Raw genomic sequence first — 26124 nt, forward strand, 5'->3', positions numbered from 1 at the left:
TCCAATACTACCTGCGCCCTGCAGGTTTTGCATGGGCTCACATCACCGAATGCACACTCACCACCTGCTCGGCGCGCTGGATGTCGGCCATGAAACCCTCGGCCGGCAACGGATGCCCCAGCAAATACCCCTGAAGCGAATCGCAGCCCAGCCGGGTGAGGAAGCTCTGCTGTGAGTCGGTCTCTACACCCTCGGCCACAATGCGCAGGCCCAGGGCCTGACCGAGGGCGACGATGGCCGAGACGATGGCGGCATCGTCGCTGTCGTGCTCCAGGTCACGCACAAATCCCCGGTCGATCTTCAACTCATTGGCCGGCAGGCGCTTGAGGTACATCAGGCTCGAATAGCCGGTACCGAAGTCGTCGATGGACAGGTCGACGCCCATGTCCGAAAGCTTCTGCAACACCGTCATGCTCGCGTCGGCATCGCTCATGGCGGTGGTTTCGGTGATTTCCAGGGTCAGGCTGTTGGCTGGCAAGCGGTGGCGTTCCAGGGCAGCGGCGACACTCTTGACCAGCCCGGCGTGGCAGAACTGCAACGCCGACAGGTTCACGGCAATGCGCCAGTCGTGATAGCCCTGGGCATACCACACCTGCATCTGGCGGCAGGCTTCGTTGAGTACCCATTCGCCGATGGGGATGATCAGCCCGGTCTTTTCCGCCAGCTCGATAAACTTGTCCGGCAACAACAGGCCTTGTTGCGGGTGCTCCCAGCGCAGCAGCGCCTCGGCACCGACCGGGCGGCCGCTGATGGCGTCGAACTTGGGCTGGTAATAAAGCCGGAACTGCTCGTGCTCCACGGCATTGCGCAAGTCCTGCAGCAGTTGCAGTTGCTTGCGCGCATTGGTGTTCATCGACACGTCGAAAAAGCTGTAGCCGTTCTTGCCCATGCCCTTGGCGTGATACATCGCCGCGTCGGCGTTCATCAGCAGTTCCTGGGGCGTGGCGCCGTTGCCGGGGAACAGTGCGATGCCGATGCTGGCGGAGATTTTCAGCTCATGCTCGGCGACGTGGAAGGCCTGGTTGATCATGCCCACCTGGCGCTCGGCCAGGCGCAACGCATCGTCGGGCTGGCCCAATTGCACCAGCAATACAAACTCGTCACCGCCGATGCGGGCCAGGGTGTCCTGGCTGCGCAAGTCTTCGCGCAGGCGCAGGCCAACTTGCTGCAACAGCTGGTCGCCCATGTGGTGACCAAAAGCGTCATTCACCGGCTTGAAGCCGTCCAGGTCGATAAACATCAGCGCGAAGCAGCCGCCCTCTTCGTTCACCCGCTGTATCGCCTGCTGGATCCGGTCGGCGAGCAGGGTGCGATTGGGCAAGCCGGTGAGCATGTCGTGCAGGGCCAGGTGGGTGAGTTCCTGGTTGGCCTGGGTCAGGGAGTCGGCCAACACCGCGGTGCGGGCTTCCAGGCGGGCATCGGCCAGGGAGGTCAGCAGCGCGATGATCAACACTGCCAGGGTGGTAACCAGCACCAGGTTATCCAGGCCCTTGCCACTCAAGCCGTCCAGGGCCGCGCCGCAGAAGCTGCCATCGGCGAAACGCGCGGCGGCCATGCCGGTGTAGTGCATGCCGACAATCGCCACGCCCATCACCATCGCCGCCCCGCCTCGGGCCAACCGCACATACGGCGTGTTGCGCCGCAGGTTGAAGGCAATCCACAACGCCGCCGCCGACGCACCCACGGCAATCAGCAACGAGGCGGTGAACAGCGTGGGGTCGTAGTCGATGCCGGGGGTCATGCGCATGGCGGCCATGCCGGTGTAGTGCATGGCGCTGATGCCGGCGCCCATGATCAATGCGCCAAATGCCAGTTGCCACGCCGGCAAACGCGGCTGGCTCACCAGCCACAAGGCAAAACCGCTGGACAGGATCGCGATCAACAACGACAGCGCCGTGATGCCGACGTCATAGCCGAGGCTGATGGGCAGGCGGAAGGCGAGCATGCCGATAAAGTGCATCGACCAGATCCCCACGCCCATCGCCAGCGCGCCGCCGCCCATCCACAGGTACACCGCGCGGCCCCTGGCAGTGGCGATGCGGCCGGTCAGGTCCAACGCCGTATAGGATGCGAGGATCGCGACGAACAGGGAAATCAGGACCAGGGCGGGGGAATAACTACCGGTGAGCATGGGACTTCTCGTGACCTATGGGCCGAACGGCATCCGTGCCGGGCTGAAAAGTCAGGGATTGTAGCGAGAATAAATCTTGTACACCTGAAATATTGTCGTATAGCCATCATTCAAAATTTGACGCCAATCTGCTGGCTCAAAAACACCGCAGAACCCTTGTGGGAGCGGGCTTGCTCGCGAAAGCGGCGGGTCAGTTCATACACAGTTGACTGACCCACCGTTTTCGCGAGCAAGCCCGCTCCCACACAAGCCCGTACACCAGCCAGAGCGGGGTTTACTTCTTGTCGCTCAGCTGCATTTGGCCATCCCAACCACCGCCCAGTGCAGCGATCAGTTGCACACTGGCAACCAGCCGGGTTTGCAGCAGGGTCAGCACCGTACGCTCGTTGCTCAGGGCAGTGGCTTGCACGGTGACCACATCGAGATAGGCGATCAACCCGGCCTTGTACTGGTTCTGGGTCAGGCGCAGGGATTCCCGGGCCGCTTCGAGGGCCTCGTTACTCACGACCGCCTCGTCTTCCAGGACCTTGAGCTGGACCATGTAGTTTTCCACCTCACGGAACCCATCGAGTACGGTCTGGCGGTACTTGGCCACGGTTTCATCGTAGGACGCCTCGGCGCGGTCAACTTCGGCCGAACGCTGGCCCCCGTCGAACAGGGTCATGGCGAGTTTCGGCCCCACCGACCAGAAGCGGTTCGGCAGGCTGATCCAGTCGGCGTAGGTGCTGCTGGAATAGCCGCCGGCCAGGCTCAGGGTCAGGTCCGGGTAGTAAGCGGTCTTGGCCACGCCGATGTTGGCATTGGCCGCGATCACCGAGCGCTCCGCCTGGGCGATATCCGGGCGGCGCTCCAGCAGTTGCGACGGCAGGCTCACCGGAATCTGCGGCAGCGCCGGAATGTCCTTGCTCACCGCCAGGTTGAAGTTGGCCGGCGGCACACCGATCAGCACGGCAATTGCGTTTTCCAGCTGCGCCCGCTGCCAGATCAGGTCGATCATGCTGGCCTGGGTGCTTTTCAGCTGGGTCTGGGCCTGGGCGATGGCGTCCTTGCCCGAGACACCGGCGCGGTATTGGTTCTGGGTCATCTGCAGGGAGCGCTGGTAGGTGTCCACCGTGGCCTGCAGCAAACGGGTCTGTTCGTCCATGACCCGCAGTTGCAGGTAATCCTGCACCAGTTCCGATTGCTGGCTCAGGCGCATCGCCGCAAGATCCGCCGCGCTGGCTTCGGCGCTGGCTTCATTGGCTTCCAGGCCCCGGCGCAGTTTGCCCCAGATATCGGCTTCCCAGCTCACGCCCAACTGGGTGTTGAGGGTGTCGCGAATACCGCTGCTGGAGCTGCTGAGGCTGGCGTTACTGCTACCGGTACCCTGGCTGGCCCGGCTTTTCGAGGCACTCAGGTCAACCGTGGGGAAGAACGCCCCACGGGCACTGCGCACCTGCGAGGCGGCCTGGCGATAACGCGCCTCGGCCTGGGCCACGGTCTGGTTGGAGCTGTTGAGTTTTTCTACCAGCTCATTCAGTTGTTTGTCGCCGTACAGCTCCCACCAGGCGCCCCGGGCCAGCGAGTCGCTGGGCGCGGCCTGGCGCCAGCCCTGCGCCTCTTTGTACTGGGCAGGCTCGGTCAATTCGGGGCGTTTGTAGTCCGGGCCGACGGCGCAGGCGCTGAGCATCACGCCGCACAGGGCCAGGCTCAGCAGCTTTGAGCCGCGAGTCATCGCCAGACGTTGCACGGTGGGAAACGTTGAATCGGTCATAGCGCAGTGTCCAGGGCAGCATCGGTACGCACTCCGCGCCAACCGTTGAAACGGTGGCGCAGGCGGTCGAGATAAAGGTAAACCACAGGCGTGGTGTAGAGGGTCAGGATCTGGCTGAACACCAGCCCGCCGATAATCGTCAGGCCCAGAGGCTGGCGCATTTCCGCGCCTTCGGCCGTGCTGAGCAGTAGCGGCACGGCGCCAAGAATCGCCGCCAGCGTGGTCATCAGGATCGGGCGCAGCCGCACCAGGCAGGCGGCGCGGATCGATTCCAGCGGGCTCATGCCGTCCTTGCGTTCCAGTTGCAGCGCAAGGTCGATCATCAGGATCGCGTTTTTCTTCACCACCCCGATCAGCAGGAACAGCCCCAGCAGCGAGATCAGGCTGAACTCGCCCCCCAGCAGGTAAATCGAAAGCAAGGCGCCCACCCCCGCCGACGGCAAGGTCGACAGAATGGTCAGCGGGTGGATATAGCTCTCATACAGAATCCCCAATACCAGGTACACCGCTACCAGTGCACCGAGGATCATGAACGGCTGGCCTTTCTGGGTGGCGGCGAAGGCGTCGGCCGTACCGGCCATCTTCGCGATCACCTCTTCCGGCAGGCCGACCTTGGCAATCGCCCGCTCAATGGCGGCCGTGCCCTGCTCCACCGTGACGCCGGGCGACATATCAAACGCAATGTTTTCCGAGGCGAACTGGCCTTCATGGCTGACCCGGTCGTCCGCCAGGCTGTTCTCATAGTGAGCGATGGCCGACAGCGGCACGCGCGCACCGGTGGACGTGATCACCTGCATCTGATTGAGGGTGATCGGGTCCTGGGCGTACTTCGGATTGACCTCCATCACCACCTGGTACTGGTTGAGGCTGTCGTAGATGGTGGAAATCTGCCGCTGACTGTAGGCGTTGTTGAGCACGGCAGTGACCATGTCCATGTCAATGCCCAGGCGCTTGGCCTGGTCGCGGTCGACAATCAACGTCACCTGGGCCGCCCCACGTCCTTCACGGGCATCGATGGCGGTCAGCTCCGGCAGCTCACGCAACGCGGCAACCACTTTCGGGTACCACAGGCGCAAGGCCGCCAGGTCGCCGCTTTGCAGGATGTAGGAATACTGCGAGGTGGTCTGGTCGCGGCCGCCGCCGAATTGCAGGTCCTGGTCAGCCATCAGCATCAGGCGCCCGCCGGGCACCAGTGGCACATTCTTGCGCATGCGCTCGATCACCGCCTGGGCAGAAATCTTGCGTTCGCTGATGGGCTTGAGCCGCACCAGCATCACCGCGTTGTTGGTGCCGCTGTTGCCGCCAATAAAGCCTGCCACGCTCAACACCGCGGGGTCCTGCAGGACCGCCTTGCGGAAGATTTCCATCTTCGGCTGCATCACACTGAATGACAGCCCGTCGTCGCCACGCACAAAGCCGATCAGTTGCCCGGTGTCCTGCTGGGGCATGAAGGTTTTCGGCACCACCACATACAGCGCGACGTTGACCCCGATGGTCACCAACAGGCTGAGCAGCGTCAGGCGCTTGTGGCGCAGCACCCAGTCCAGGCTGCGGGCATAGCCTGCCACCATGCGGTCGTTGATCTTCTGGCTCCAGCGCTGCAAGCCTGTCTCCTGGCCTTTGACATGGGGCTTGAGCCAGCGGGCGCAGAGCATCGGGGTCAGGGTCAGCGACACCACCAGCGAGACGATGATCGCCGCTGCGAGGGTGATGGAAAACTCGCGGAACAGGCTGGTAACGATACCGCCCATGAACAGGATCGAGAGGAACACCGCCACCAGCGAGACGTTCATCGACAGCAAGGTGAAGCCGACTTCCTGGGCCCCCAGGTACGCCGCCTTCATCGGCGGCACACCCTCGTCGATGTGCCGGGAAATGTTCTCCAGCACCACGATGGCATCGTCCACCACCAGGCCGGTGGCGAGGATCAGCGCCATCAGCGACAGGTTGTTCAGGGAAAAGCCGAACAGGTACATCACTGCAAACGTGCCCACCAGCGACACCGGCACCGCCAGGGTGGGAATCAGCGAGGCGCGGAAGTTGCCGAGGAACAGGTACACCACCAGGATCACCAGGGCCACGGCAATCAGCAGGGTCATCTCGGCTTCGTGCAAGGTGGCGGTGATCACTGGCGAACGGTCCATGGCCAGGTTCAGCTTGACGCTGGACGGCAACACCGCCTGCAAGGCCGGCAGTTGTGCCTTGATCTGCTTCACCGTCTCGATGATGTTGGCGCCGGACTGGCGGTTGATCACCAGCAGCACCGCCGAGTCATTGTTGAAGAAGCCGCTGTTGTAGCGGTCCTCGACGCCGTCGCTGATCTTCGCCACATCCCCCAGGCGCAAGGCCGCGCCATTCTGGTAGCGGATCAGCAGCGGTTCGTAGTCCTTGGCTTTTTCCAGCTGGTCGTTGGCCTGGATCTGCCAGTTGCGCTGGCTGTCCTCCAGCGAACCCTTGGGCCGGCGCACGTTGGCATTGGCGATGGTATTCCGCACATCGTCCAGGGCCACGCCGTACTGGTCGAGGGCCTTGGGTTCCAGTTCGATACGCACGGCGGGCAACGAGCTGCCGCCGATCTGCACTTCACCCACGCCCGGCACCTGGGACAGGCTCTGGGACAGGATGGTCGAGGCCAGGTCGTACAGCTGGCCCTTGGGCAACACGTCCGAGGTCAGGGACAGCACCATGATGGGCGCCTGGGACGGGTTGATCTTCTTGTAGGTGGGCATGCTGCGCATGCCACTGGGCAGCAGGTTACGCGAGGCGTTGATCGCCGCCTGCACTTCCCGCGCCGCGCCGTTGATGTCGCGATTGGAGTCGAACGCCAGGATCACCCGGGTCGAACCCTGGCTCGACGAACTGCTCATGGTGGTAATGCCGGCAATCGCGCCGAAGGAACGCTCCAGCGGCGTGGCCACCGTAGACGCCATCACCTCGGGGCTGGCCCCCGGCAAGCTGGCCGACACCACGATCACCGGGAAATCGATCTGCGGCAATGGCGACACCGGCAACAGGTTGAAGCTGACGCCGCCCAGCAGCATGATCGCCAGGCTCAGCAGCATGGTGGCTACCGGCCGGCGAATGAAAGGTCCGGACAGGTTCATGACTCAACCGGCTCCAGGCGCACCGGCTCTTTGCGCCAGCGACGGCCGAGGCGGTCGAAATACAGGTAGATCACCGGGGTGGTAAACAGGGTCAACACCTGGCTCACCAGCAACCCGCCCACCATCACCAGGCCCAGCGGCTGGCGCAACTCGGCGCCCGAGCCGGTGGCGAGCATCAACGGCACGGCACCGAACAGCGCCGCCAGGGTGGTCATCAGGATCGGCCGGAAGCGCAACAGCGCCGCCTGGTAGATCGCGGTTTGCGGGTCCAGGCCCTGGTTGCGCTCAGCGTCGAGGGCAAAGTCGATCATCATGATCGCGTTCTTCTTCACGATGCCGATCAGCAGGATGATGCCGATGATCGCGATCATCCCCAGGTCGTTGCCACTGAGCAGCAAGGCCAGCAAGGCGCCCACCGCTGCCGACGGCAGGGTCGAGAGGATGGTGATCGGGTGGATATAGCTCTCGTAGAGCACCCCGAGCACGATGTACATGGTCACCACCGCCGCCAGGATCAGCAGCAAGGTGCTCGACAGCGAAGCCTCGAATGCCTGGGCCGCGCCCTGGAACTGGGTCTGCACGCCCACCGGCATGCCGATGTCTTTCTGGGTCTGGTTGATCAGGTCGACGCCCTTGCCCAGCGCCACGCCGGGGGCCAGGTTGAACGACATCATCACCGCCGGGAACTGACCGATATGCGCGATTGCCAACTGGGCCTGGCGCTGTTCCACATGGGCCAGGCTCGACAGCCGCACCTGGCCACCGTCGGTAGTTTTCACATGGATCTGGTTCAGGGCGTCCGGGCCGAGGGTTTCACCGGACTGGGCCTGCAATACCACGCGGTACTGGCTGGCCTGGGTGTAGATGGTGGATATCTGCCGCTGGCCGAACGCGTCGTACAGCGCGTCGGTGATGGTCGACACCGACACACCAAGGCGCGATGCGGCGTCACGGTCGATCACCAGGTACACCTGCAGGCCCTTGTCCTGCAGGTCGCTGGCGACGTCGGAGAGTTCCGGCAACTGGCTGAGGGCGTGTACCAGCTTTTCACTCCACAAGGCCAGCAGCTCGGCGTCCGGCGAGGACATGCTGAACTGGTACTGGGTACGGCTGACGCGGTCTTCGATGGTCAGGTCCTGCACCGGCTGCATGAACAGGCGAATCCCCACCAGCTTGTCCAACTGCGGCTGCAGGCGCGTGATGATCTGCGCCGCGCTCAGGTCCCGTTCGCCGTGGGGCTTGAGGTTGATCAGCAGGCGACCACTGTTGAGGGTGGCGTTATCACCGTCTACCCCGATATAGGACGACAGGCTCTCCACCGCCGGGTCTTCGAGGATGATCTTCGCCAGTTCCTGCTGGCGCTGGCTCATCGCCGCAAAGGAAATCGACTGTGGCGCTTCGGAAATGCCCTGGATCACGCCGGTGTCCTGCACCGGGAAGAAGCCCTTGGGCACCACCATGTACAACACCACGGTCAGGCCCAGGGTGGCGATGGCCACCAGCAGGGTCAGCGGCTGATGCCTGAGCACCCACTGCAACTTGCGCCCGTAGGCCTCGATCAGCCAGTCGATCCAGGCGCCGCTGGCCTTGTAGAAACGGCCCTGCTCGTCCTCTTTCGGCTCACGCTTGAGCAACCGCGCGCACATCATCGGCGTCAGGGTCAGGGACACCACCAGGGAAATCAGGATCGCCACCGCCAGGGTGATCGCGAATTCACGGAACAGCCGCCCCACCACGTCCGCCATGAACAGCAGCGGGATCAATACCGCGATCAGCGACAGGGTCAGGGAAATCAGGGTGAAGCCGATCTGCTTGGCGCCCTTGAGCGCCGCATTGAGCGGTGTATCGCCTTCCTCGATGTAGCGGGAAATGTTCTCCAGCATCACGATGGCGTCGTCCACCACGAAACCGGTGGCGATGGTCAGCGCCATCAGCGTCAGGTTGTTGATGGAGAAACCGGCGAGGTACATCACGCCGAAGGTGCCCACCAGGGACAGCGGCACGGCGATGGACGGAATGATGGTCGCGCTGAAGCGGCGCAGGAACAGGAACGTCACCATCACCACCAGGGCAATGGCGATCAGCAATTCGTGTTGTACATCCTTGACCGAGGCCCGGATGGTCTGGGTACGGTCGGTAAGCACCGTCACGTCCAGGCCCGCCGGCAGGTTGTCGGTGATGCTTGGCAACAGCGCCTTGATCCGGTCCACCACCTCGATGACGTTGGCCCCGGGCTGGCGCTGGATGTTCAGCAGGACCGCCTGGTTTTCGTTGGCCCAGGCCGCGAGGCGTTCGTTCTCGGCGCCGTCGACGATCTGCGCCACATCCTTGAGCCGCAACGGCGCGCCGTTGTTGTAAGCGAGGATCAGTTCGGCGTATTCCTTGGGCGAGACCAACTGGTCGTTGGCGTCGAGCATCGACACCCGCGTGGGGCCGTCAAAGTTACCCTTGGGCTGGTTGACGTTGGAGGCGGCGATCAGGGTGCGCACATCCGACAGGTTCAGGCCGTTGGCCGCCAGGGCCTCGGGGTTGACCTTGATCCGCACCGCCTGGCGCTGGCCGCCGGCGATGCTGACCATGCCGACGCCGCTGATCTGCGCGATCTTCTGCGCCATGCGCGTGTCGACCAGGTCATTGAGCTTGGGCAGCAACATGGTCTTGGAGGTGATGGCCAGGGTCAGCACCGGGGTGTCCGCCGGGTTGACCTTGTTGTACACCGGCGGCGCCGGCAGGTCCTTGGGCAGCAGGTTGGTGGCGGCGTTGATCGCGGCCTGCACCTGTTGCTCGGCGACATCCATGTTGATGTCGAGGTTGAAACGCAGGGTCAGCACCGAGGCGCCGCCGGAGCTGGTGGACGCCATCTGGGTCAGGCCGGGCATCTGCCCGAACTGACGCTCAAGGGGCGCCGTGACCGCGCTGGTCATTACGTCCGGACTGGCGCCGGGGTACAGGGTCATCACCCGGATGGTCGGGTAATCCACCTGGGGCAAGGCCGAGACCGGCAGCAGGCGATAAGCGATCACGCCGGCCAGGACAATGGCCAGCATGCTCAGGGTAGTGGCTACCGGGCGAAGGATGAACAGCCGCGAGAGGTTCATGCGCCGCCCTTTTGCGCCTTGGCGGCATCAGCCGGGCCTTGTTGCGTCTTGGCTGCCGGTTGACCCTGGAGGTGTTCGGTCGGCGTGGTCGGCACTTCAGTGCTGTCGTTGACCACTTCAATGTCACTGCCGTCCTTCAGGCGGTCGGTGCCTTCCAGCACCACGCGGTCGCCGGCGGCCAGGCCTTGCTTGACCACGGTGTTGTCGCCGTCGGAATCACCGATCACCAGCGGACGCACCTTGACCTTCTTGTCGCCATCGAGCACGTAGACGAAGGTGCCGGTATTGCCGAACTGAATCGCTGCCGACGGCGCCAGCACCACGTTGTGCAGGGTGTCGGCCAGCAAGTGCACGTTCACGAACTGGTTGGGGAACAGCGCCTGGTCCTTGTTATCGAACCGCGCCTTGAATTTCAGGGTGCCGGTGGTGACGTCGATCTGGTTATCGAGGCTCTGCAGCACGCCCGTGGCTTTCACCGCGACATCGCCACGGTCCCAGGCTTCCACCGGCAGCTTGTTGCCGGCGTGATAACGCGCCAGCACGGTTTCCAGGGTGTTTTCCGGCAACGTGAAGACCACGCTGATGGGTTGGGTCTGGGTGATCACCGCCAGGAAGGTGGTGTCGTTGGCGGCGACGAGGTTGCCCACGTCCACCTGGCGCAGGCCGACACGCCCGGTAATCGGTGCGCGGATCTTGGTGAATTCGAGGTTGAGCTTGGCGTCATCCACCGCGCCCTGGTTGGTCTTGACCGTGCCCTGGTACTGCAACACCAGCGCTTCGGCGGTGTCCAGGGTCTGCTTGGCGATACTGTCCTGGGCATACAGGTCGCGATAACGCTGCACGTCGACCTGGGCGTTTTTCAGCTGGGCCTGGTTCTGCAGCAACGTGCCCTGGGCCTGGAGCAAGGCATTCTGGTAACTGCGCGGGTCGATTTCCGCCAGCAGGTCACCGGCCTTGACCATCTGCCCCTCTTCAAAGGCGATCTTGACCAGCTCTCCGCCAACCCGGCTGCGCACATTGATGGTGTTGAGTGCCGTCACCGTACCCAGCGCCTTGTAGTACACCGGGAACTCGCCCAGCACCGCCGGCGCCACACGCACCGGCACCGGGCCAGTAGAACCCCCAAAGCCCGGGCGCATCATCCCCGACTTGCCGGCATGCCCGGCGGGCTTCTTCTCGGCGCTGTCCTTGTGGCTGGTGCCAGGCCAGAACTTCCAGCACAGGCCGGCAATGACCAGCAGCACAAGGAGGCCGAACAGCCAGCGGCGGGAGTGACGAGGGGTGGATTGCATGGAGTGATCAACCATTGGGTGCGAGAGCTTCTTCTTCGGGAGGCTGAAAGATAAGCACTGGGGCGCGTTAAGAAAAGCGCCTTTACCGGCTATTTACCTTGGATTACAACTTTTAACTTCTGTGCTTAGTCCATTCGCTATCTGGCTAAGCCTCTGAAGCACAAATAAAAACGGCCTGGACTAGGCCAGGCCGTAATACTGCATCACGCGTGTTACTGCAAAACGACAGTAATGCGTAGTAACAGTTACTTCAAAACAGCCAGGGCTGCCTCGTAGTTCGGCTCTTGGCCAATTTCGCTGACCAGTTCGCTGTGCAGCACGTTGTCGTTCTCGTCCAGTACCACGACGGCACGGGCGGTCAGGCCGCGGAGCGGGCCATCAGCAAGCGCTACACCGTAGTCGACAGCAAAGGCTGCCTCACGGAAGTCCGACAGGTTCTTCACGTTTTCCAGGCCTTCGGCACCGCAGAAACGCGCCTGGGCAAATGGCAGGTCGGTGGAGATGCACAACACTACGGTGTTGTTCACGTCGTTGACCTGGGCGTTGAACTTGCGAACCGAAGTGGCGCAGGTCGGGGTATCAACGCTTGGGAAAATGTTCAGCACTTTGCGCTTGCCGGCGAAAGTCGCCAGGGTCGCGTCAGACAGGTCGCCGGCAGTCAGGGTGAAGTCTGGCGCCTTGGCGCCGACTTTCGGCAAATCGCCTTCGACCTGGACAGGGTTGCCTCGGAGGGTAACTTGAGCCATGAACGGAATCCTTCTAGTGGTGGTAGTGAAACGAATTTCAGGTGCCGAAGTTAAACACAAAGTTCGATTGGCACCTATGGGCGGACGCAAATTGTCATGGTGCGAGGCTCAACGCCCCGCCGCCACGAACCCGCGCTGCAGGTCCTCGATCAACGCCTCCACATCCTCCAGCCCCACATGCAGGCGCACCACCGGGTTCAATCCACGGTCGGCGGCGTTCTGGCGGTCCTGTGTATCGGCCAGGGTCACCAGGCTTTCAAAGCCGCCCCAGGATGCGCCCAGGCCAAACAGCTGCAGGCCGTCGATAAACCGTTCGACGTAGCCGACATCCGCGCGGTCGAGTTCGAAGGACAGCAAACCGTTGCTCCCGCTGAAGTCACGCTTCCACAGCACGTGGCCAGGATGCTCCGCCAGTGCCGGATGAAACACCCGCCTGACCTGCGGCTGCGCCTGCAACCACTGGGCAATCTTCAACGCCTGGCGCTCGTGCACGTCCAGCCGGGAAGCCAGGGTGCGTGCGCCACGCAGGATCAGGTAGGCATCGTCGGCACTCACTGTATTGCCAAAGGTATCGCTCATTTTCGCCAGGGCCGGCCATGCCGCTTCGGTGGTGCAGACGCTGCCCATCATCACGTCACTGTGGCCGCCAAGGTACTTGGTCAAGGCCATGATCGAGATGTCGGCACCCAGCGCCAGCGGGCGGTACAGGTACGCCGAGCCCCAGGTGTTGTCCACCGCCAACAGAATGCCCCGCGGCTTGCACAGTGCGGCTAGCGCGGGCAGGTCACACAGCTCATACAGCAGCGAACCCGGCACTTCGGCGTAGACCATTTTGGTGTTGGCCTGCAGTTGCGCTTCCAGGCCGCTGCCGTCCGGGGCGAAATAGCTGACTTCGATGCCGAATGGCTGGAGGAACTCCCGGGCCAGTTTGCGCACCGGCGAATAGACGGCGTCGGTGATCAACACATGGTCGCCGGGCCGCAGGTAGGCCAGGAACGTCTGCGCCGCGGCGGCGAGCCCGGTGCCATACAGCCGTGTGCGATAGCCACCCTCAAGTTCGGTGACCAGGTCTTCAAGGGCAAAAGCGGTGGGATTGCCGCGTGCGCCGTAACTCAGGACCCGCTCACTGTCGCGTCGGGAGCGTGCGTCACGCATCTGGGCCAGGTTGTCGAACAGCACGGTGCTCAGGCGGGTGATCGGTACGTTCACCGCCCGACCACCATTGCCGCCTTCGGTACGCGCCGCGTGAATCAGCCGGGTACGCACCCGTGACGCGGGCAACAACGGCTTGAGACTGGCGATTTCCGCTTCGCTCATCTGTGCCAGCAGGCCAATTTCCCAGGCGAGATATTGGCGGGCAGCGTCCTTGTTGCCGCTGTGGCGGTCGTGGGTGAAGAACAGGAAGTCGATGCACTGGTTGTCCGGAGGCGTTTGCGCATCCTCGATCACCGGCAAACCGGCCGCAACCCACGCGGCATAGCCGCCGTCGAGCAAACGCACATCGCCGCCCAAGCCCAACGCAGCAAAAGCGGCCAGTGCCGGATCATCAGCCAACAGCACCAGTGGACGCCCACCCGCGGTCAACCGCGAACGAATCGACCAGCGCGAACCGACAATCCGGCCCTTGCGATGGATCATGCTCGGGCGCAGGTCCACCAGGTCCACGGTGTCGTCCTTCAGCGCATCGGCCAGCGCCTGCACCGAGATCAGCGGCAGCGCGTCAAAGGGCACGGCCTCCTTGACCTCCAGCGCCAATCCACCGTGGACGCCACCCTCGAGCACATACGCCTCATGCCCCAACTGCCGCAGCCAACTGGCGACAATCGGCGCACGCACACCATCACTGTCCAACAGCACCACCCGCGCCTGACGCACGCCGATGTACAGGTCGGTGGACTGGATCAATTGCCCGCCCGGCGTGTGTTGCGCCCCCGGCAAACTGCCGGCGGCAAATTCTTCAGCGGTACGCACATCGCACAGGAACAGGCTACGGGCCGGGTCCGTTGCCCATTGGCGAACCTGCTCCGCCTTGACACTGACTACCCCTGCCCGCTCCGCCAATTGCCGGGCAGCCGCGCGCTGTCGGGCCAGATCCGTCGAGACCTGATCGGCATAACGCCGGGTGCTGCCGTGCTCCAGCTTGAAATCCGCCAGGTACCAACCCTGGGTACCGTTTTCCAATGCATAAACCGGGTTCTTCACACCCAGATTGATCAACGTCTGGGCACCGATAATGCTGCGGGTACGCCCGGCGCAGTTGACCACGATCGGCGTGGTTTCATCCGGCACCAGGTCGTGCACGCGGTAGCCCAGCTCACCATTGGGGCAGCAGATGGAACCGGGAATGGTCATCTTGCGGTATTCATCGAACGGCCGACCGTCCAGCACCACCAGCGGCTCGCCCGTGGCCTGCCAGTCCGCCAGTTGCTGCGCGGTGACGTGGGGCGTGTGGCTGGCCTCTTCCACCAATTCGCCAAAGGCTTTCGACGGCACATGCACCCCGGCGAACAACTGCAAACCCGCCGCCTGCCAAGCGTTCGCACCACCTTCCAGCACATGCACATGGCGGTAGCCCAGCGCTTGTAAACGCAGTGCCGTGCGCGCAGCCACATCGCCGCCGTCCTGGTCGTAGATCACCAGGCGCACCCGGGGATTCGGTGCCAGGCGCTGCACCTCCAGTTCCAGGCGGCTATAGGGCAGGTTCACCCCGTGAAACAGGTGGGCCTCGCCGTATTGGCCGTGCTCGCGTACGTCGAACAGGGCGATTTCCTGGCCGTCAAACAGCCATTGTTGCAATTGCCCGGGTGTGATGGTCTGGCTCATGGAAGTCCCGCAAAAAATAGATGGGTTACTGCAAGGCCAGCGAACGCTCGCCGGCGGCCACTTCACGGCCCTTGGCATAGGCCCGCTGGACTGCCGGGCGCGCCTTGATGCGCAGACGCCAGGCCTGGATGTTCGGGTAGTCCGCCAGGTCCTGGCCTTGGCGCAGGGGCTGGATCCACGGGAAGATCGCCATGTCGCCCACCGAGTATTCGCCCGCCACATACGGCACCTCCGCCAGGCGCTGCTCCAGCACCCGATACAGGCGCGTGGCTTCGGCGTTCAGCAGGTCCAGGGCAAAGGGAATCGGTTCCGGGGCCTTCTCCTTGAACAGCTGCAACTGGCTCAGGTACGGGGTGATATGCCCTACCTGCCAGAACAGCCATTCCTGGACCTTCTGGCGCTCGGCGGTACCGGCGGGCGGCAGGAAGCGCCCGGCCTTGTCCGCCAGGTAGTTCAGGATCGCCCCGGACTCGAACAGGCTCAGGGGTGCTTCAAGGCGGTGGTCGACAATCGCCGGAATCCGCCCATTCGCACTGATGCGCTGGAAGCTTTCCTGCTTCTGCGCGCCTTCGCGGATGTTGACCGGAATCAGGCGGTACTCCGCCTCCAGCTCTTCCAGCAGGATGCCGACTTTCAGGCCGTTGCCCGTAGGTCAGTAATACAGATCAATCATAAAAAACCCTGGATGAACGCTGATCCAATTGTGGGAGCGGGCTTGCTCGCGAATGCGGTGTGTCAGTCAATGGATGGGTTTCTGCCCCATCGCATTCGCGAGCAAGCCCGCTCCCACATTTGATGTGTGTTGTGCTCAGGAATAGGCCCGGATTGAAGGCGCCATCTGCGAGGCGTTGTAGTTGAGGATCCGGCCGTCTGCTTCAACGCCATAACGGCCGTTGAGGGATTCCAGCGGCAAGCCGTACAGGTGGAAATGCAAGGTCGCCTGCTCACCCTCAACGCGAATCCCGTGCAGGTCTTCACCGAGGAACGAGATAGAGGTGCCCGGCTGCACGACGACTTCTTTCTCAAGGGTCAGGGTGGTGAAGCCTTCCTCACGCCCTTCATCGTTGCGGCCATACACGTAGTTGATTTCCTGGCCTTCAACGGCACTGATGATCGCCCAGGTTTCGTGGTTGTGCGGGAGGGTGCTTTTGCCCGGCAGCAACGAGTTCAGGTACAGGGTGGGCGTGTCGCCGTCGTCGTTCAGGCGATAGCGGAACGCGGTACTGCCCTGGCCCGGCACCGGCGCGGGGAATTCGCTGAAGTTGAACAGGTCCCGGCGCTCGGCCAGGGTTTCCAGCAGCCCGACGATTTCCACCAAGGCCGCGCGGTCTACGCCACGCTGGTTGATGACGCGGATCTGCTGCAGGAAGTTTTCGATAACGGCGGCACGGTTTGCGGTACTCATGACGAGGTTCCTCTTGTTAGACGGACAGGGTGTAGCGGCTCAGGTTGGTCAACAGGTACGGATCGTTGGCGATCGGCGGCCGACGGCCGGGATCGCCCAAGGCATGGCGCAGGAATTCCTGGGTCCGTTCACTGGTGGGGCGCTGGAAGATCTGCTCGGCGCTGCCGTGCTCGACGATCACGCCGTTTTCGGTGAAATAGACGATGTCGCTGATCTCTTCGGCAAAGCGCATTTCGTGGGTCACCAGCACGCAGGTCATGCCTTCTTCGGTCAGCTCGCGAATCACCGTCAGTACTTCACCGACGGTTTCCGGGTCCAGGGCCGAGGTCACTTCATCGAACAGGATCAGCTCGGGGCGCATCGCCAACGCCCGGGCAATCGCCACCCGCTGCTGTTGGCCGCCGGACAATTGGCCCGGATAGGCATCGGCCTTGTGCTCCATGCGCACCTTGGCCAACAACGCCCGGGCATCTTTCTCGGCATCGGCACGGTTGCGACCGAGCACCTTGCGCGGGGCGATCACCAGGTTTTCCAGCACGGACAAATGCGGGAACAGGTTGTATTGCTGGAATACAAAACCCACACGCTTGCGCAACTCGATGCGCTGGGCTTCCTGGGTCAGCGTATCGACCCGGGTTTCGCCCACGCGAATGGTGCCGCGCTGAGGCTGCAACAGGCCGGTGATGCAACGCAGGATGGTCGACTTGCCCGAGCCCGACGGGCCGATGATCGACACCGCCTGGCCGCGATGCACGTCGAGGTCGATGCCCTTGAGCACCCGGTTGTCACCGAACGACAGCTGCAAATCCCGCAGGCTGACCAGGGGTTCAATAGAAGGCATAACGGCGCTCCAGGCGTTGGGTCAAACGGGAAATCGGGTAGCAGTAGGCGAAGAACAGGACCAACAGGCTGAGGTAGATCACCACGGTAAAGCCGGTCATGTTCACGGTGTTGCTGGCGATCTGTGCGGTATCGATCACGTCGTGCACGCCCACCAGCGACGCCAGGGCGGTGCCCATGGTGACCACCGCGTAGAGGTTCATCCACGGCGGCAACATGCGCTTGAAGCACTGGGGCAGAATGATCGAGCTGAATATCTGGCCGCGGGTAAATGCCAGCGAGCGCGCCGCTTCCCATTGGGTGCTGGGGATCGAGCCGATGGCGCCGCGAAAGATCTCCGCCACGTTGGCGCTGGCCGGCAATGCCAGGCCAATCGTCACCTTGACCCAGTCCGGGAACGACACGTAGCTGCTGCCGATATGGATCTCGAACGGGAACACGTAGGTGGTGAAATAGATCAGCACCAGCCACGGTGCATTGCGGAAAACCTGCACCCAGATCCGCGCGGGCAACCGCAGCAGGCGCAACGGCGACAGGGCCAACGCGCCCACCATCAGGCCCAGCAGCGAGCCGAGACCAATCGCCACCAGGCTGATCAGGATGTTCTGGCCGAAACCAGTCACCAGCGCCGGCGACCATTGCAGCAACGCCGACAGCACCGGGAATGAATCAATGGCCATAGCCGGGCATCCTCAGGCGCGCTTCCAGCCAGCGCCCCACACAATTGACGGTAAAACTCAGCAAGCCGAAAAAGCTCAGGATCAGAATCATCAGCTCCAGCACGTTGTCGCTCTGGGTCCAGATCATGATCGAGGCGTAGGTGATATCGCCCACGGCGATGGCCGAGGCCACGGCGGTCATTTTCACCAGGTCGATCAGGTTGTTGATCAGCGACGGCAGCGCGAAACGCAGGGCCAACGGCAACTGCACATTCCACAGCAATTGCCGGCTGCTGAAGGCCAGGGAGCTGGCGGCTTCCAGGGTCACGGCGGGCACCGCCTCGATGCCGGCGCGCAGGGCTTCGGCGTGGAACGCGCCCTTGTGCAGCGAAATCACGATCACCACCCAGGCAAACGGCGTCAGCGGGTTGGCCGCGCCGACGGCCTGGGTCAGCAGCATGTTCAACACCAGGAATGCGCAGTACAGCTGCACCAGGGTCGGCGTGTTGCGGGTGACTTCGATAAACACCCGCGCCGGTTTGGCCAGCCACGGGTTGCCGGAAGTCAGCAGCGCTGCCAGGCTGATCCCGGCCAGCAGGCTGCCGACGATGGTGAACAGGCACAACAGCACGGTGGTCAGCGCGCCCTGCTCCAGGGTGCCGCGCTGATAGGCATCCAGCAGGAAGCTGTAGTTGAGGCCGATACCGGCGGCCCAGTGCACAAAAAGCTCCAGCCAATGACTCATTCGACGCCCCGCAGCTTGCCGCAGGCGACAGCGATACGGCGGCCGGCCTCGGCCACGCTGTCGGTCGCCGTGGCGATGGACAGGCGAAACCACGGTGACAGGCCGTAGGCACTGCCCGCTACTCCGGCGACGCCTTCCTCCAGCAAGTACGCGACGACATCGCCGTCATCGTTCAGGCGCTGACCGTCCGGGCGATAGCGACCAAGCAACCCGGCGCAACGCACGAACACGAAAAAGCCGCCCTGGGGTTCGAGTACTTCCAGGCCCTCGACGGTGCCGAGGGCCATCATCAACAGGTCCCGGCGCAGTTGATAGGCCGCTACCTGCTCGGCCAAAAAGCCCAGCCCGCCGGTGAATGCAGCCAATGCAGCGGCCTGGCCCACGGAGGAAGCACCGGAGGTGGATTGCGACTGAACAACCGCCATTGCATGGGTCAAGGCCTGCGGCCCGGCGCCGAAACCGATGCGCCAGCCCGTCATGGCGTAGGTCTTGGACACGCCGCCCACCAGCAGGCAACGGTCCTGCAAATCCGGCGCGACGTTCAGCAGGCTCTGGGCCGGGCGCCCGTCGAAGCGGATGTGTTCGTAGAGTTCATCCAGCAGCACCAGCACCTGGGGATGGCGACGCAGCACCTCAGCCAGCGCGTGCAGTTCAGCCTCGCTATACACCGCACCGCTCGGGTTGCCCGGGCCGTTAAGGATCAGCCAGCGGGTGCGTTGATTGATGTGTTGCTCCAGCTGGGCGGGCAGCAGCTTGCAACCCTGCTCCAGCCCGCACTCGATAAAAACCGGCTCGCCACCGTTGAAGCGCACGCTGTCGGGGAACGACGGCCAGTAAGGCGTCGGCACCAGCACTTGATCGCCGTCGTCGAGGGTTGCGGCGAAGGCGTTGAAGATGATTTGTTTCGCGCCGTTGGCGATCACGATATTCGGCAGCGAATAGTCCAGGTGGTTTTCTTCGGCCAGTTTTCGCTGCACGGCCACGCGCAAGGATTTTACCCCGGGTGTCGGCGTGTACTTGGTGGCGCCCGCAGCAATGGCTGCGCAGGCGGCTTGCTTGATGTGCTCCGGGGTATCGAAATCCGGCTCGCCGGTGGTCAGGTCCAGGATGTCGCGGCCGGCGTCACGCAGTTCCGTGGCGCGGGATTTGGCCGCCGCATTGGCCGACAGCGACACGCGCTGCACCCGCTTGGACAGGCGAACGGTCATGGCTGCACCTCAATGACTTTGCCGGGATTGAGCAGGTTTTTCGGGTCGAGGGCCCGCTTGATGCGGCGCATCAGGTCCAGTTCCACCGGGCTTTTGTAGCGGCCCAGCAGGCCGACCTTGCGCTGGCCAATCCCGTGTTCGGCGCTTATGGAGCCGCCGTGGGCATGGGCGCTGTCGTGTACCAGCAAGCTCAATTCGGCGTAGTTGCGCATGTGCTCGTCAACCGTTGAATCCAGCGGATGGGCCACGTTGTAATGCAGGTTGCCGTCCCCCAGGTGCCCGAACGTGAAGTTGCGAACACCGGGGAAATGCGTCTGCAACAGCGCATTGGTATGGGCGACGAAGGCGACGATTTGCGAAATGGGCACCGAGATATCGTGCTTCATATTGCGTCCGGCACGCTTCTGCGCTTCGCTCATGTTCTCCCGCAGCAGCCATAGCGCTTCGCTTTGCGCCAGGCTTTCGGCGATCAGTGCGTCGGCCAGCAGTGACTGTTCGAAGGCTTCACAGAGGACCGTTTCGAAGGCTTCGCGGGCGTGGGTTTCACCGTGGTTATCCGACAGCTCCAGCAAGGCAAACCAGGGTTGGCTGGCGTTGAGAAACGGTTGCGGGCCCTCGGGAAATTGCTCGCGCAACAACGTCAGGCAACCGGCGCTGAGCAATTCGAATGCAGTGAGGTTTGCACCAAAACCGGCGCGGGCATGGGACAGGAACGCCACCGCCTGGGCCAACTCGTCAAAGGCCAGCAGCGCTGTCGCCTGGGCCTTGGGCAGCGGGAACAGCTTCAGGGTCGCGGCGGTGATAATCCCGAGGGTACCTTCGCTGCCCACATACAAATCCCGCAGGTCGTAGCCGGTGTTGTCCTTGCGCAACCCTCGCAGGCCATTCCAGATTTCGCCTTCGGCGGTCACCACTTCCAGGCCCAGGGTCAACTCGCGGGTGTTGCCATAACGCAGCACGGCGGTGCCGCCTGCATTGGTGCCAAGGTTGCCGCCGATGGTGCAACTGCCTTCGGCGCCCAGACTCAATGGAAACAGGCGACCGGCTTCACGGGCCACGTCCTGGATGTTTTGCAGGATGCAGCCGGCTTCGACGGTCAGGGTGTCGTTGTCGGTATCGATCACGCGCACCCGGTTCATGCGGTCGAGCAGCAACAATACCGCGCGGCCGCTGGCATCCGGTGTGGCACCCGCCATCAGGCCGGTGTTGCCGCCCTGGACCACGATGGGCGCTTCCAGGGCGACACACGCACGCACCACGGCGGCCACTTCCTCGGTGTTGGCCGGGTGCACCACGGCGATCACCCGGCCGGTGTAGCGGCCCTGTTTGTCGGTCAGGTACTGGGCGGCGTCTTCGCTGCGCTGCACATGGGCGGCGCCGAGCAGTTGTTGCAGGGTGGCGAATAGCGCTTCACTCATGGCTGTACTGCTCGTGCAGATCACGCAGGGCTTGGGACGGAGCCATGCCGGTACGTTCGCCGAGGGCGATCAACCAGCCGCTGCGATGCCAGTCGCGCACGATGGCGTCGAGCCTGGCCTGGGTGTCGTGTTCGCCTTTGCGGATCCAGATCACGGATTTGGACGGGATCAAATCCCCCGGCAACGGGATCTCGTAGCCGGACCATTCGGCATCGCCGAGCAGCGCGTGCATGGTCGGGCTGACGTGCACCGCCGCCACACAGCCATTGCCGCGCAACGACAGCAGGGATTCGGACTGGCTGCGGAACGCCTTGATCTGCGCGCCGTAGGTTTCCTGCAACGGCTTGATGAAGTTGCTGCCCTGGGACACGCACACCGGCTTGTCCTTGAGGTCGGCCCACTGGGTGATGCCGGCGCCTTTGCGGATCAACGCCGCGCCGCCGACCTCTTCATAGGGCGTGGGCACGTAGTCGAGAATCTCGGCGCGTTCGTCGGTGTACTGCATGTTGGCGATCAGCACGTCGACCTTGCCCTGTTGCAGGAACTGCACGCGGTTGGGCGCCAGTACCGAAACGGTCCTGGTCTCCACACCCAGCGCCTGGCCCAGGCCCTTGGCCAGTTCGACGTTGTAGCCCAGGTGTTCGCCGGTCTTGGGGTCGATGGTGCCGAACGGCGGACCGCTGAGGATCACGCCGACGCTGATGGCGTGGCGTTGCTGGATCTTGTCGAGGGTGGCGTCGGCGTGGACCAGGCTGGCGCACAGTGCCAGGCCCAAGGCAGTCAGGGTTCTCAATGTCATGTGTCAGGCGCCCTTGAACTGTTTCTGCAACTCCACCAGCGCCGGGGACGCCGGGGTGATGTGGTTGCGGGTCTGGGCTTCGATCAGCCAGCCGCTGCGGTGCAGTTCCTTGACGATGGGGTCGAGTTTGGCCTGGGTGTCGCTCTCGCCACGGCGGGTCCAAATCACCGATGGCGCAGGGTTCAACTCGGGACTGAGGGTGCGATAATCCTTCCATTCGGCGCTGTCGTTGATCAGCGGGTTGACCAGGGTGGAGTCATGCACCGCAGCGACGCAGTTGTTGCCGCGCAGGGCCAGCAGGGATTCCGAAGAGCTCTTGAAGGCCTTGATCTGCGCGCCCAGTTCGGTCAGCGGCTTGACGTAGCTGCTGCCCTGGGAGGTGCACACCGGCTGGTCCTTGAGATCTTCCCAGCGGGTGATCTTGCTGTCCTTGAGTACGGCAGCGGTGCCGCCGATCTTGTAGAACGGCGTCGGCACGAACCCGAGGATCTCGCCACGCTCGGCGGTCCATTCCATATTGGCGATCAGCAGGTCGACCTTGCCCTGTTGCAGGAACTGCACACGGTTGGCCGGCAATACCGGCACCAGCTGCACCTCGGCGCCTAACTGACGGCCCAGCTCGTTGGCCAGGTCGACGTTCAAGCCCCTGGGCTTCTGGGTGGTGGGGTCGATGCCGCCAAACGGCCCGCCAGACAGCAGCACGCCGACCACCAGCACATGGCGCTGCTGGATCTTGTCCAGGGTCGCATCGGCCTGAGCCACCGCGCTGCCGCCCAGGGCGATCAGCGCGCCCAGGACCACAGGCAACCTTCGTTTTACCGCCGCGCGCACAAACCCCATGGAACTCCCCTCATTAGCGATCGGCGTACCCCGATCTGATGTGGGGGCATGCTAGGGAGAGTGCCGGGCTAACGGAAATTCAAATATCTAATATCGTTATAACTTCCCGTATATGGACGCGCTGACTTTTGGCCATATACTCGAATTCATTAGCCCTCGTAAAAACCCGGCGCGATAAAACATAAACATCTGTAATGTTTATCTTTGCACCCTTGATATAAAAATGCCCTGGAATGGCCATGTCGACCCTCGATCTTGAACTGCTCCGCACCTTTATCGCCGTGGTCGACCACCACAGCTTTGCCGAAGCCGGCACTCACCTGGCACGCACACAATCTTCCGTCACCCAGCATATGCAGCGTCTGGAACAACAAGTGGGCGTCAGCCTGTTTGAAAAACGTGGCCGGCAAAAACAACTGACAGAACCCGGGATGCAGCTGTTGCGGCATGCGCGGCAGATGCTCTCGCTGAATGACGATGCACTCAATTCCTTGCGGGAAAGCAGCCTCAGCGGCGTACTGCGTATCGGCTCGCCCCACGACATCGCCGACACCATCCTGCCGCCGATCCTCAGCCACATCGCCCGCTCGGCACCGCGCCTGCGCCTGGAGATCGACGTCGGGCGCAGCCCGTTCCTGATGGATGACCTGCACCGGGGCAAGGTCGACATGGTGATTTCCACCCGCGCCGATGCCAACCTGGAGGGCTTTGCGCTGCGGACCTCGCCGGTGTGGTGGATTTGTTCGGCGCAATACATTCACTCGCCAAGCGAGCCGCTGCCATTGATTCTGGTGGATGAGCCGAGCATTTATCGGCGCTACGCCCTTGAGGCGCTGGAACGGGCGAATATCCCGTGGCGCCAGGCGTACCTGGCATCGAACCTGATCGGCATCAAGGCGGCAACCCGCGCAGGGCTGGGCGTAACCCCACGGAGCATGGAGATGCTAGGGCCGGATATGCGGGTATTGGGGGAAAACGATGGATTGCCGAGGATGCCGGAGGTCACGTACTACCTGTGGATCCGTCCGAACACGGCGAACCCGATTGCGCGCAAGGCATATGACCTGATCAGGGCCAGCCAGGGGCTGGCGCTGGGGTGACGGTTATTGCTGGGTCAATTGGGTCCATAGCGCGGGTGCGCCGGCAGACTTGGCGATCGCCTCGAGGCGCGCTGCATGCTCGGCCATGTCCTGCTCGCTGGCACGAATGATCGTAGTGGGCTGGCGATCCGCCGGCAGGCGGCGGATTTCCGAAGGGCGATTGCCCGAGCCTTCCGCCGAACCATTGCCGTCCGAGGCATTACCGGCCAGGGACAGGCTGGTCTGGCCACCGGTCATGGTCAGGTAGACGTCAGCGAGAATCTCGGAGTCGAGCAACGCGCCGTGGAGTTCACGGCCGGAGTTGTCGACGCCATAGCGTTTGCACAATGCGTCGAGGCTGTTGCGCTGGCCCGGGTGACGCTCACGCGCCATCATCAAGGTGTCGAGGATCGAGCAGTGCCGGGTGATATCGGCCCGATCGGTCTGCCCCATCAGCGCGAATTCGTTGTTGATGAAGCCAACGTCGAACGCCGCGTTATGGATGATCAGTTGCGCGCCGTTGATGAACTCAAAGAACTCATCCGCCACTTCAGCAAACCGTGGCTTGCCCACCAGGAATTCGTTGGTGATGCCGTGGACGCCGATGGCGCCTTCGTCACTCTCCCGATCCGGTTGCAGGTAGACGTGGAAGTGCCGGCCGGTGAGGCGGCGGCCCATCAGTTCGACACAGCCGATTTCAATGATCCGGTGGCCGTCGGTCACCGGCATGCCGGTGGTTTCGGTATCGAGTACAACAGATCGGATGGCCATCAGGGTTCAGCTCTCAACGGTTTGGTACATTTCAAAGGGCGGGATCTTAACACGTCAACCGGCATCAGCTCTGTTTGTAGCCGCGCACTTCATCCACACCGCGGTTGGCCAGTTGGTCGGCCCGCTCGTTGCCGGGATGGCCGATGTGCCCGCGCACCCATTTCCAGGTGATGTTGTGGCGATTGCATTGCTCATCGAGCAATTGCCACAGGTCGGCGTTTTTCACCGGCTCCTTGGCCGCAGTCTTCCAGCCGCGCTTCTTCCAGTTGACCATCCACTCGTTGATGCCCTTCATCACGTACTGGGAATCGGTCACCAGCAATACGTCGCAACGGCGCTTGAGCTCTTCCAGGCCACGGATCGCGCCCATCAGTTCCATGCGGTTGTTGGTGGTGTTGGCTTCACCGCCCCACAGTTCCTTCTCCACGCCCTTGCACACCAGCAAGGCGCCCCATCCGCCGGGGCCGGGGTTGCCCTTGCAGGCGCCATCGGTGAAGAGTTCTACGGTATCGGTCATTTCACTGTCCATTAAAGCGGGATCCATCAAAGCGGGTTGCCGATAATCGACCGACAAGTGCCCGAGGTCGAGAGGCTCGACCTGAAATCAAAAAGGTATGTTTACTGTTCGCTCTGCTTGCGATTGACCTTGGCCATCGGCATCGGCACCAGCTTGCCCATCGGCTCGCGACGCACCTGGCGCACCGGGCGCAGGCCAACGACGATCTTGCGCGCCACCAACAGGTAGAAACCCCCGCCGGACAATTGCCAGGCACCGGCCCTGCGTTCCCAGCCGGCCAGCCGGCCTTGCCACTTGGCAGACGCAAGCGGCGGACGATAGCACCCGAAGCGGCGTTTCTCCAGCGCAAAGCCCAGCAGGTTCAACCAGTCGCCGACTCGCGACGGCGAGATGCAGCGCGCCTGGCGCAGCCCGTCATGGGCGAACACATGGCGCAAGCCCCAACTGCTCCAGGGGTTGATGCCAATGATCAGCAAATGGCCACCAGGGCGCACGCTGCTGGCCGCTTCGCGCAGCAAACCGTGGGGCGACAGGCAGAAATCCAGGCCATGCTGCATCACCACCACATCGGCCGCATGCTCGCTCAACGGCCAGGCCTGCTCCTCGCAGACGATTTCAACCCCAGGCAGCGGCGCCCCCAGGCGCACATTGCGTTGCACCTGGGGTGCCGACGGTGGGGTTTGTGCCGACGGCCCGTAATGCACCAGGTAACCACCAAAGAACCGACCCAGCTCGTCTTCGAGCATGCGCCGTTCTTCATCCAGTAAAAATTGCCCGACAGGCCCGGACAGCCATTCACGGGCGGCACCGATCAGTGCCAGCCACTCGGGATCGGCCTGGGCGAACGCTTTATCAGTCATTGCATTCTCCAACGCGCCAAGAAGCTCTAAGATGCA

General features: G+C 63.1%; 20 protein-coding genes. 1 reads left to right on the forward strand and 19 read right to left on the reverse strand.

The window, feature by feature from the left end; translation table 11 throughout:
* Positions 1–37: 37 nt before the first annotated feature.
* The 16 genes from HX805_RS16255 to HX805_RS16330 all read right to left on the reverse strand — a co-directional run bounded on the left by HX805_RS16255 (position 38) and on the right by HX805_RS16330 (position 22861).
* Positions 38–2131: a bifunctional diguanylate cyclase/phosphodiesterase gene (locus HX805_RS16255; RefSeq protein WP_003207505.1), complete on the reverse strand. Its 2094-nt coding sequence runs from the start codon at positions 2129–2131 to the stop codon at positions 38–40.
* Positions 2132–2405: 274 nt separating this feature from the next.
* Positions 2406–3884 carry an efflux transporter outer membrane subunit gene (locus HX805_RS16260; protein ID WP_003207503.1) on the reverse strand — a complete coding sequence of 493 codons (1479 nt, stop codon included), beginning with the start codon at positions 3882–3884 and terminating at the stop codon, positions 2406–2408.
* Positions 3881–6988: an efflux RND transporter permease subunit gene (locus HX805_RS16265; protein WP_003207502.1), complete on the reverse strand. Its 3108-nt coding sequence runs from the start codon at positions 6986–6988 to the stop codon at positions 3881–3883. Before HX805_RS16265 ends, HX805_RS16260 begins: the two co-directional genes overlap by 4 nt.
* Positions 6985–10086, reverse strand: coding sequence for an MdtB/MuxB family multidrug efflux RND transporter permease subunit (locus tag HX805_RS16270; protein ID WP_087692387.1), 3102 nt, complete (start codon positions 10084–10086; stop codon positions 6985–6987). The genes HX805_RS16265 and HX805_RS16270 overlap by 4 nt, the downstream gene beginning before the upstream one ends.
* Positions 10083–11393, reverse strand: coding sequence for an MdtA/MuxA family multidrug efflux RND transporter periplasmic adaptor subunit (locus tag HX805_RS16275; protein WP_003207498.1), 1311 nt, complete (start codon positions 11391–11393; stop codon positions 10083–10085). Before HX805_RS16275 ends, HX805_RS16270 begins: the two co-directional genes overlap by 4 nt.
* Before the next feature lie 230 nt (positions 11394–11623).
* The gene (gene tpx / locus HX805_RS16280) at positions 11624–12124 is read right to left on the reverse strand and encodes a thiol peroxidase (protein WP_134326424.1); all 501 of its coding nucleotides are present in this window, start codon (positions 12122–12124) and stop codon (positions 11624–11626) included.
* A gap of 108 nt (positions 12125–12232) precedes the next feature.
* Entirely contained in the window at positions 12233–14947 is a 2715-nt protein-coding gene (metC, locus tag HX805_RS16285) for a cystathionine beta-lyase (protein WP_177117090.1), read from the reverse strand.
* 25 nt (positions 14948–14972) lie between these two features.
* Positions 14973–15584: a glutathione S-transferase N-terminal domain-containing protein gene (locus HX805_RS16290; protein ID WP_256348178.1), complete on the reverse strand. Its 612-nt coding sequence runs from the start codon at positions 15582–15584 to the stop codon at positions 14973–14975.
* 171 nt (positions 15585–15755) lie between these two features.
* The gene (locus HX805_RS16295; protein WP_177117091.1) at positions 15756–16352 is read right to left on the reverse strand and encodes a cysteine dioxygenase; all 597 of its coding nucleotides are present in this window, start codon (positions 16350–16352) and stop codon (positions 15756–15758) included.
* 16 nt (positions 16353–16368) lie between these two features.
* Positions 16369–17193, reverse strand: a complete 825-nt coding sequence (locus HX805_RS16300; protein ID WP_003207489.1) for an amino acid ABC transporter ATP-binding protein — start codon at positions 17191–17193, stop codon at positions 16369–16371.
* Positions 17180–17872 carry an amino acid ABC transporter permease gene (locus tag HX805_RS16305; protein WP_003207487.1) on the reverse strand — a complete coding sequence of 231 codons (693 nt, stop codon included), beginning with the start codon at positions 17870–17872 and terminating at the stop codon, positions 17180–17182. The genes HX805_RS16300 and HX805_RS16305 overlap by 14 nt, the downstream gene beginning before the upstream one ends.
* The gene (locus HX805_RS16310; RefSeq protein WP_003207485.1) at positions 17862–18596 is read right to left on the reverse strand and encodes an amino acid ABC transporter permease; all 735 of its coding nucleotides are present in this window, start codon (positions 18594–18596) and stop codon (positions 17862–17864) included. Before HX805_RS16310 ends, HX805_RS16305 begins: the two co-directional genes overlap by 11 nt.
* Positions 18593–19804 carry an aminotransferase class I/II-fold pyridoxal phosphate-dependent enzyme gene (locus HX805_RS16315; RefSeq protein ID WP_177117092.1) on the reverse strand — a complete coding sequence of 404 codons (1212 nt, stop codon included), beginning with the start codon at positions 19802–19804 and terminating at the stop codon, positions 18593–18595. Before HX805_RS16315 ends, HX805_RS16310 begins: the two co-directional genes overlap by 4 nt.
* Positions 19801–21222 carry an FAD-binding oxidoreductase gene (locus HX805_RS16320; RefSeq protein ID WP_177117093.1) on the reverse strand — a complete coding sequence of 474 codons (1422 nt, stop codon included), beginning with the start codon at positions 21220–21222 and terminating at the stop codon, positions 19801–19803. The genes HX805_RS16315 and HX805_RS16320 overlap by 4 nt, the downstream gene beginning before the upstream one ends.
* Positions 21215–22021, reverse strand: a complete 807-nt coding sequence (locus HX805_RS16325; RefSeq protein WP_177117094.1) for a transporter substrate-binding domain-containing protein — start codon at positions 22019–22021, stop codon at positions 21215–21217. Before HX805_RS16325 ends, HX805_RS16320 begins: the two co-directional genes overlap by 8 nt.
* A 3-nt stretch (positions 22022–22024) precedes the next feature.
* Positions 22025–22861, reverse strand: a complete 837-nt coding sequence (locus HX805_RS16330; protein WP_177117095.1) for a transporter substrate-binding domain-containing protein — start codon at positions 22859–22861, stop codon at positions 22025–22027.
* Positions 22862–23100: 239 nt separating this feature from the next.
* On the opposite strand from HX805_RS16330, the gene HX805_RS16335 reads away from it, so the two are divergent.
* Complete coding sequence (locus tag HX805_RS16335; RefSeq protein ID WP_003207477.1) at positions 23101–23961, forward strand: LysR substrate-binding domain-containing protein; 861 nt, start codon at positions 23101–23103, stop codon at positions 23959–23961.
* Positions 23962–23964: 3 nt separating this feature from the next.
* Here HX805_RS16335 and dnaQ read toward each other — a convergent pair whose 3' ends face one another.
* The 3 genes from dnaQ to HX805_RS16350 all read right to left on the reverse strand — a co-directional run bounded on the left by dnaQ (position 23965) and on the right by HX805_RS16350 (position 26088).
* On the reverse strand, positions 23965–24705 hold the full coding sequence (gene dnaQ, locus HX805_RS16340; RefSeq protein WP_162835175.1) for a DNA polymerase III subunit epsilon: 741 nt from the start codon (positions 24703–24705) through the stop codon (positions 23965–23967).
* A 70-nt stretch (positions 24706–24775) separates the two neighbouring features.
* Positions 24776–25228 carry a ribonuclease HI gene (gene rnhA, locus HX805_RS16345; RefSeq protein WP_003207474.1) on the reverse strand — a complete coding sequence of 151 codons (453 nt, stop codon included), beginning with the start codon at positions 25226–25228 and terminating at the stop codon, positions 24776–24778.
* 101 nt (positions 25229–25329) lie between these two features.
* A complete protein-coding gene (locus HX805_RS16350; protein ID WP_008435200.1) occupies positions 25330–26088 on the reverse strand; it encodes a class I SAM-dependent methyltransferase in 759 nt (252 codons plus the stop codon).
* Positions 26089–26124 lie beyond the last annotated feature (36 nt).

The sequence above is a fragment of the Pseudomonas sp. G5001 genome (genome assembly GCF_013385475.1).
Classification (GTDB): Bacteria; Pseudomonadota; Gammaproteobacteria; order Pseudomonadales; family Pseudomonadaceae; genus Aquipseudomonas.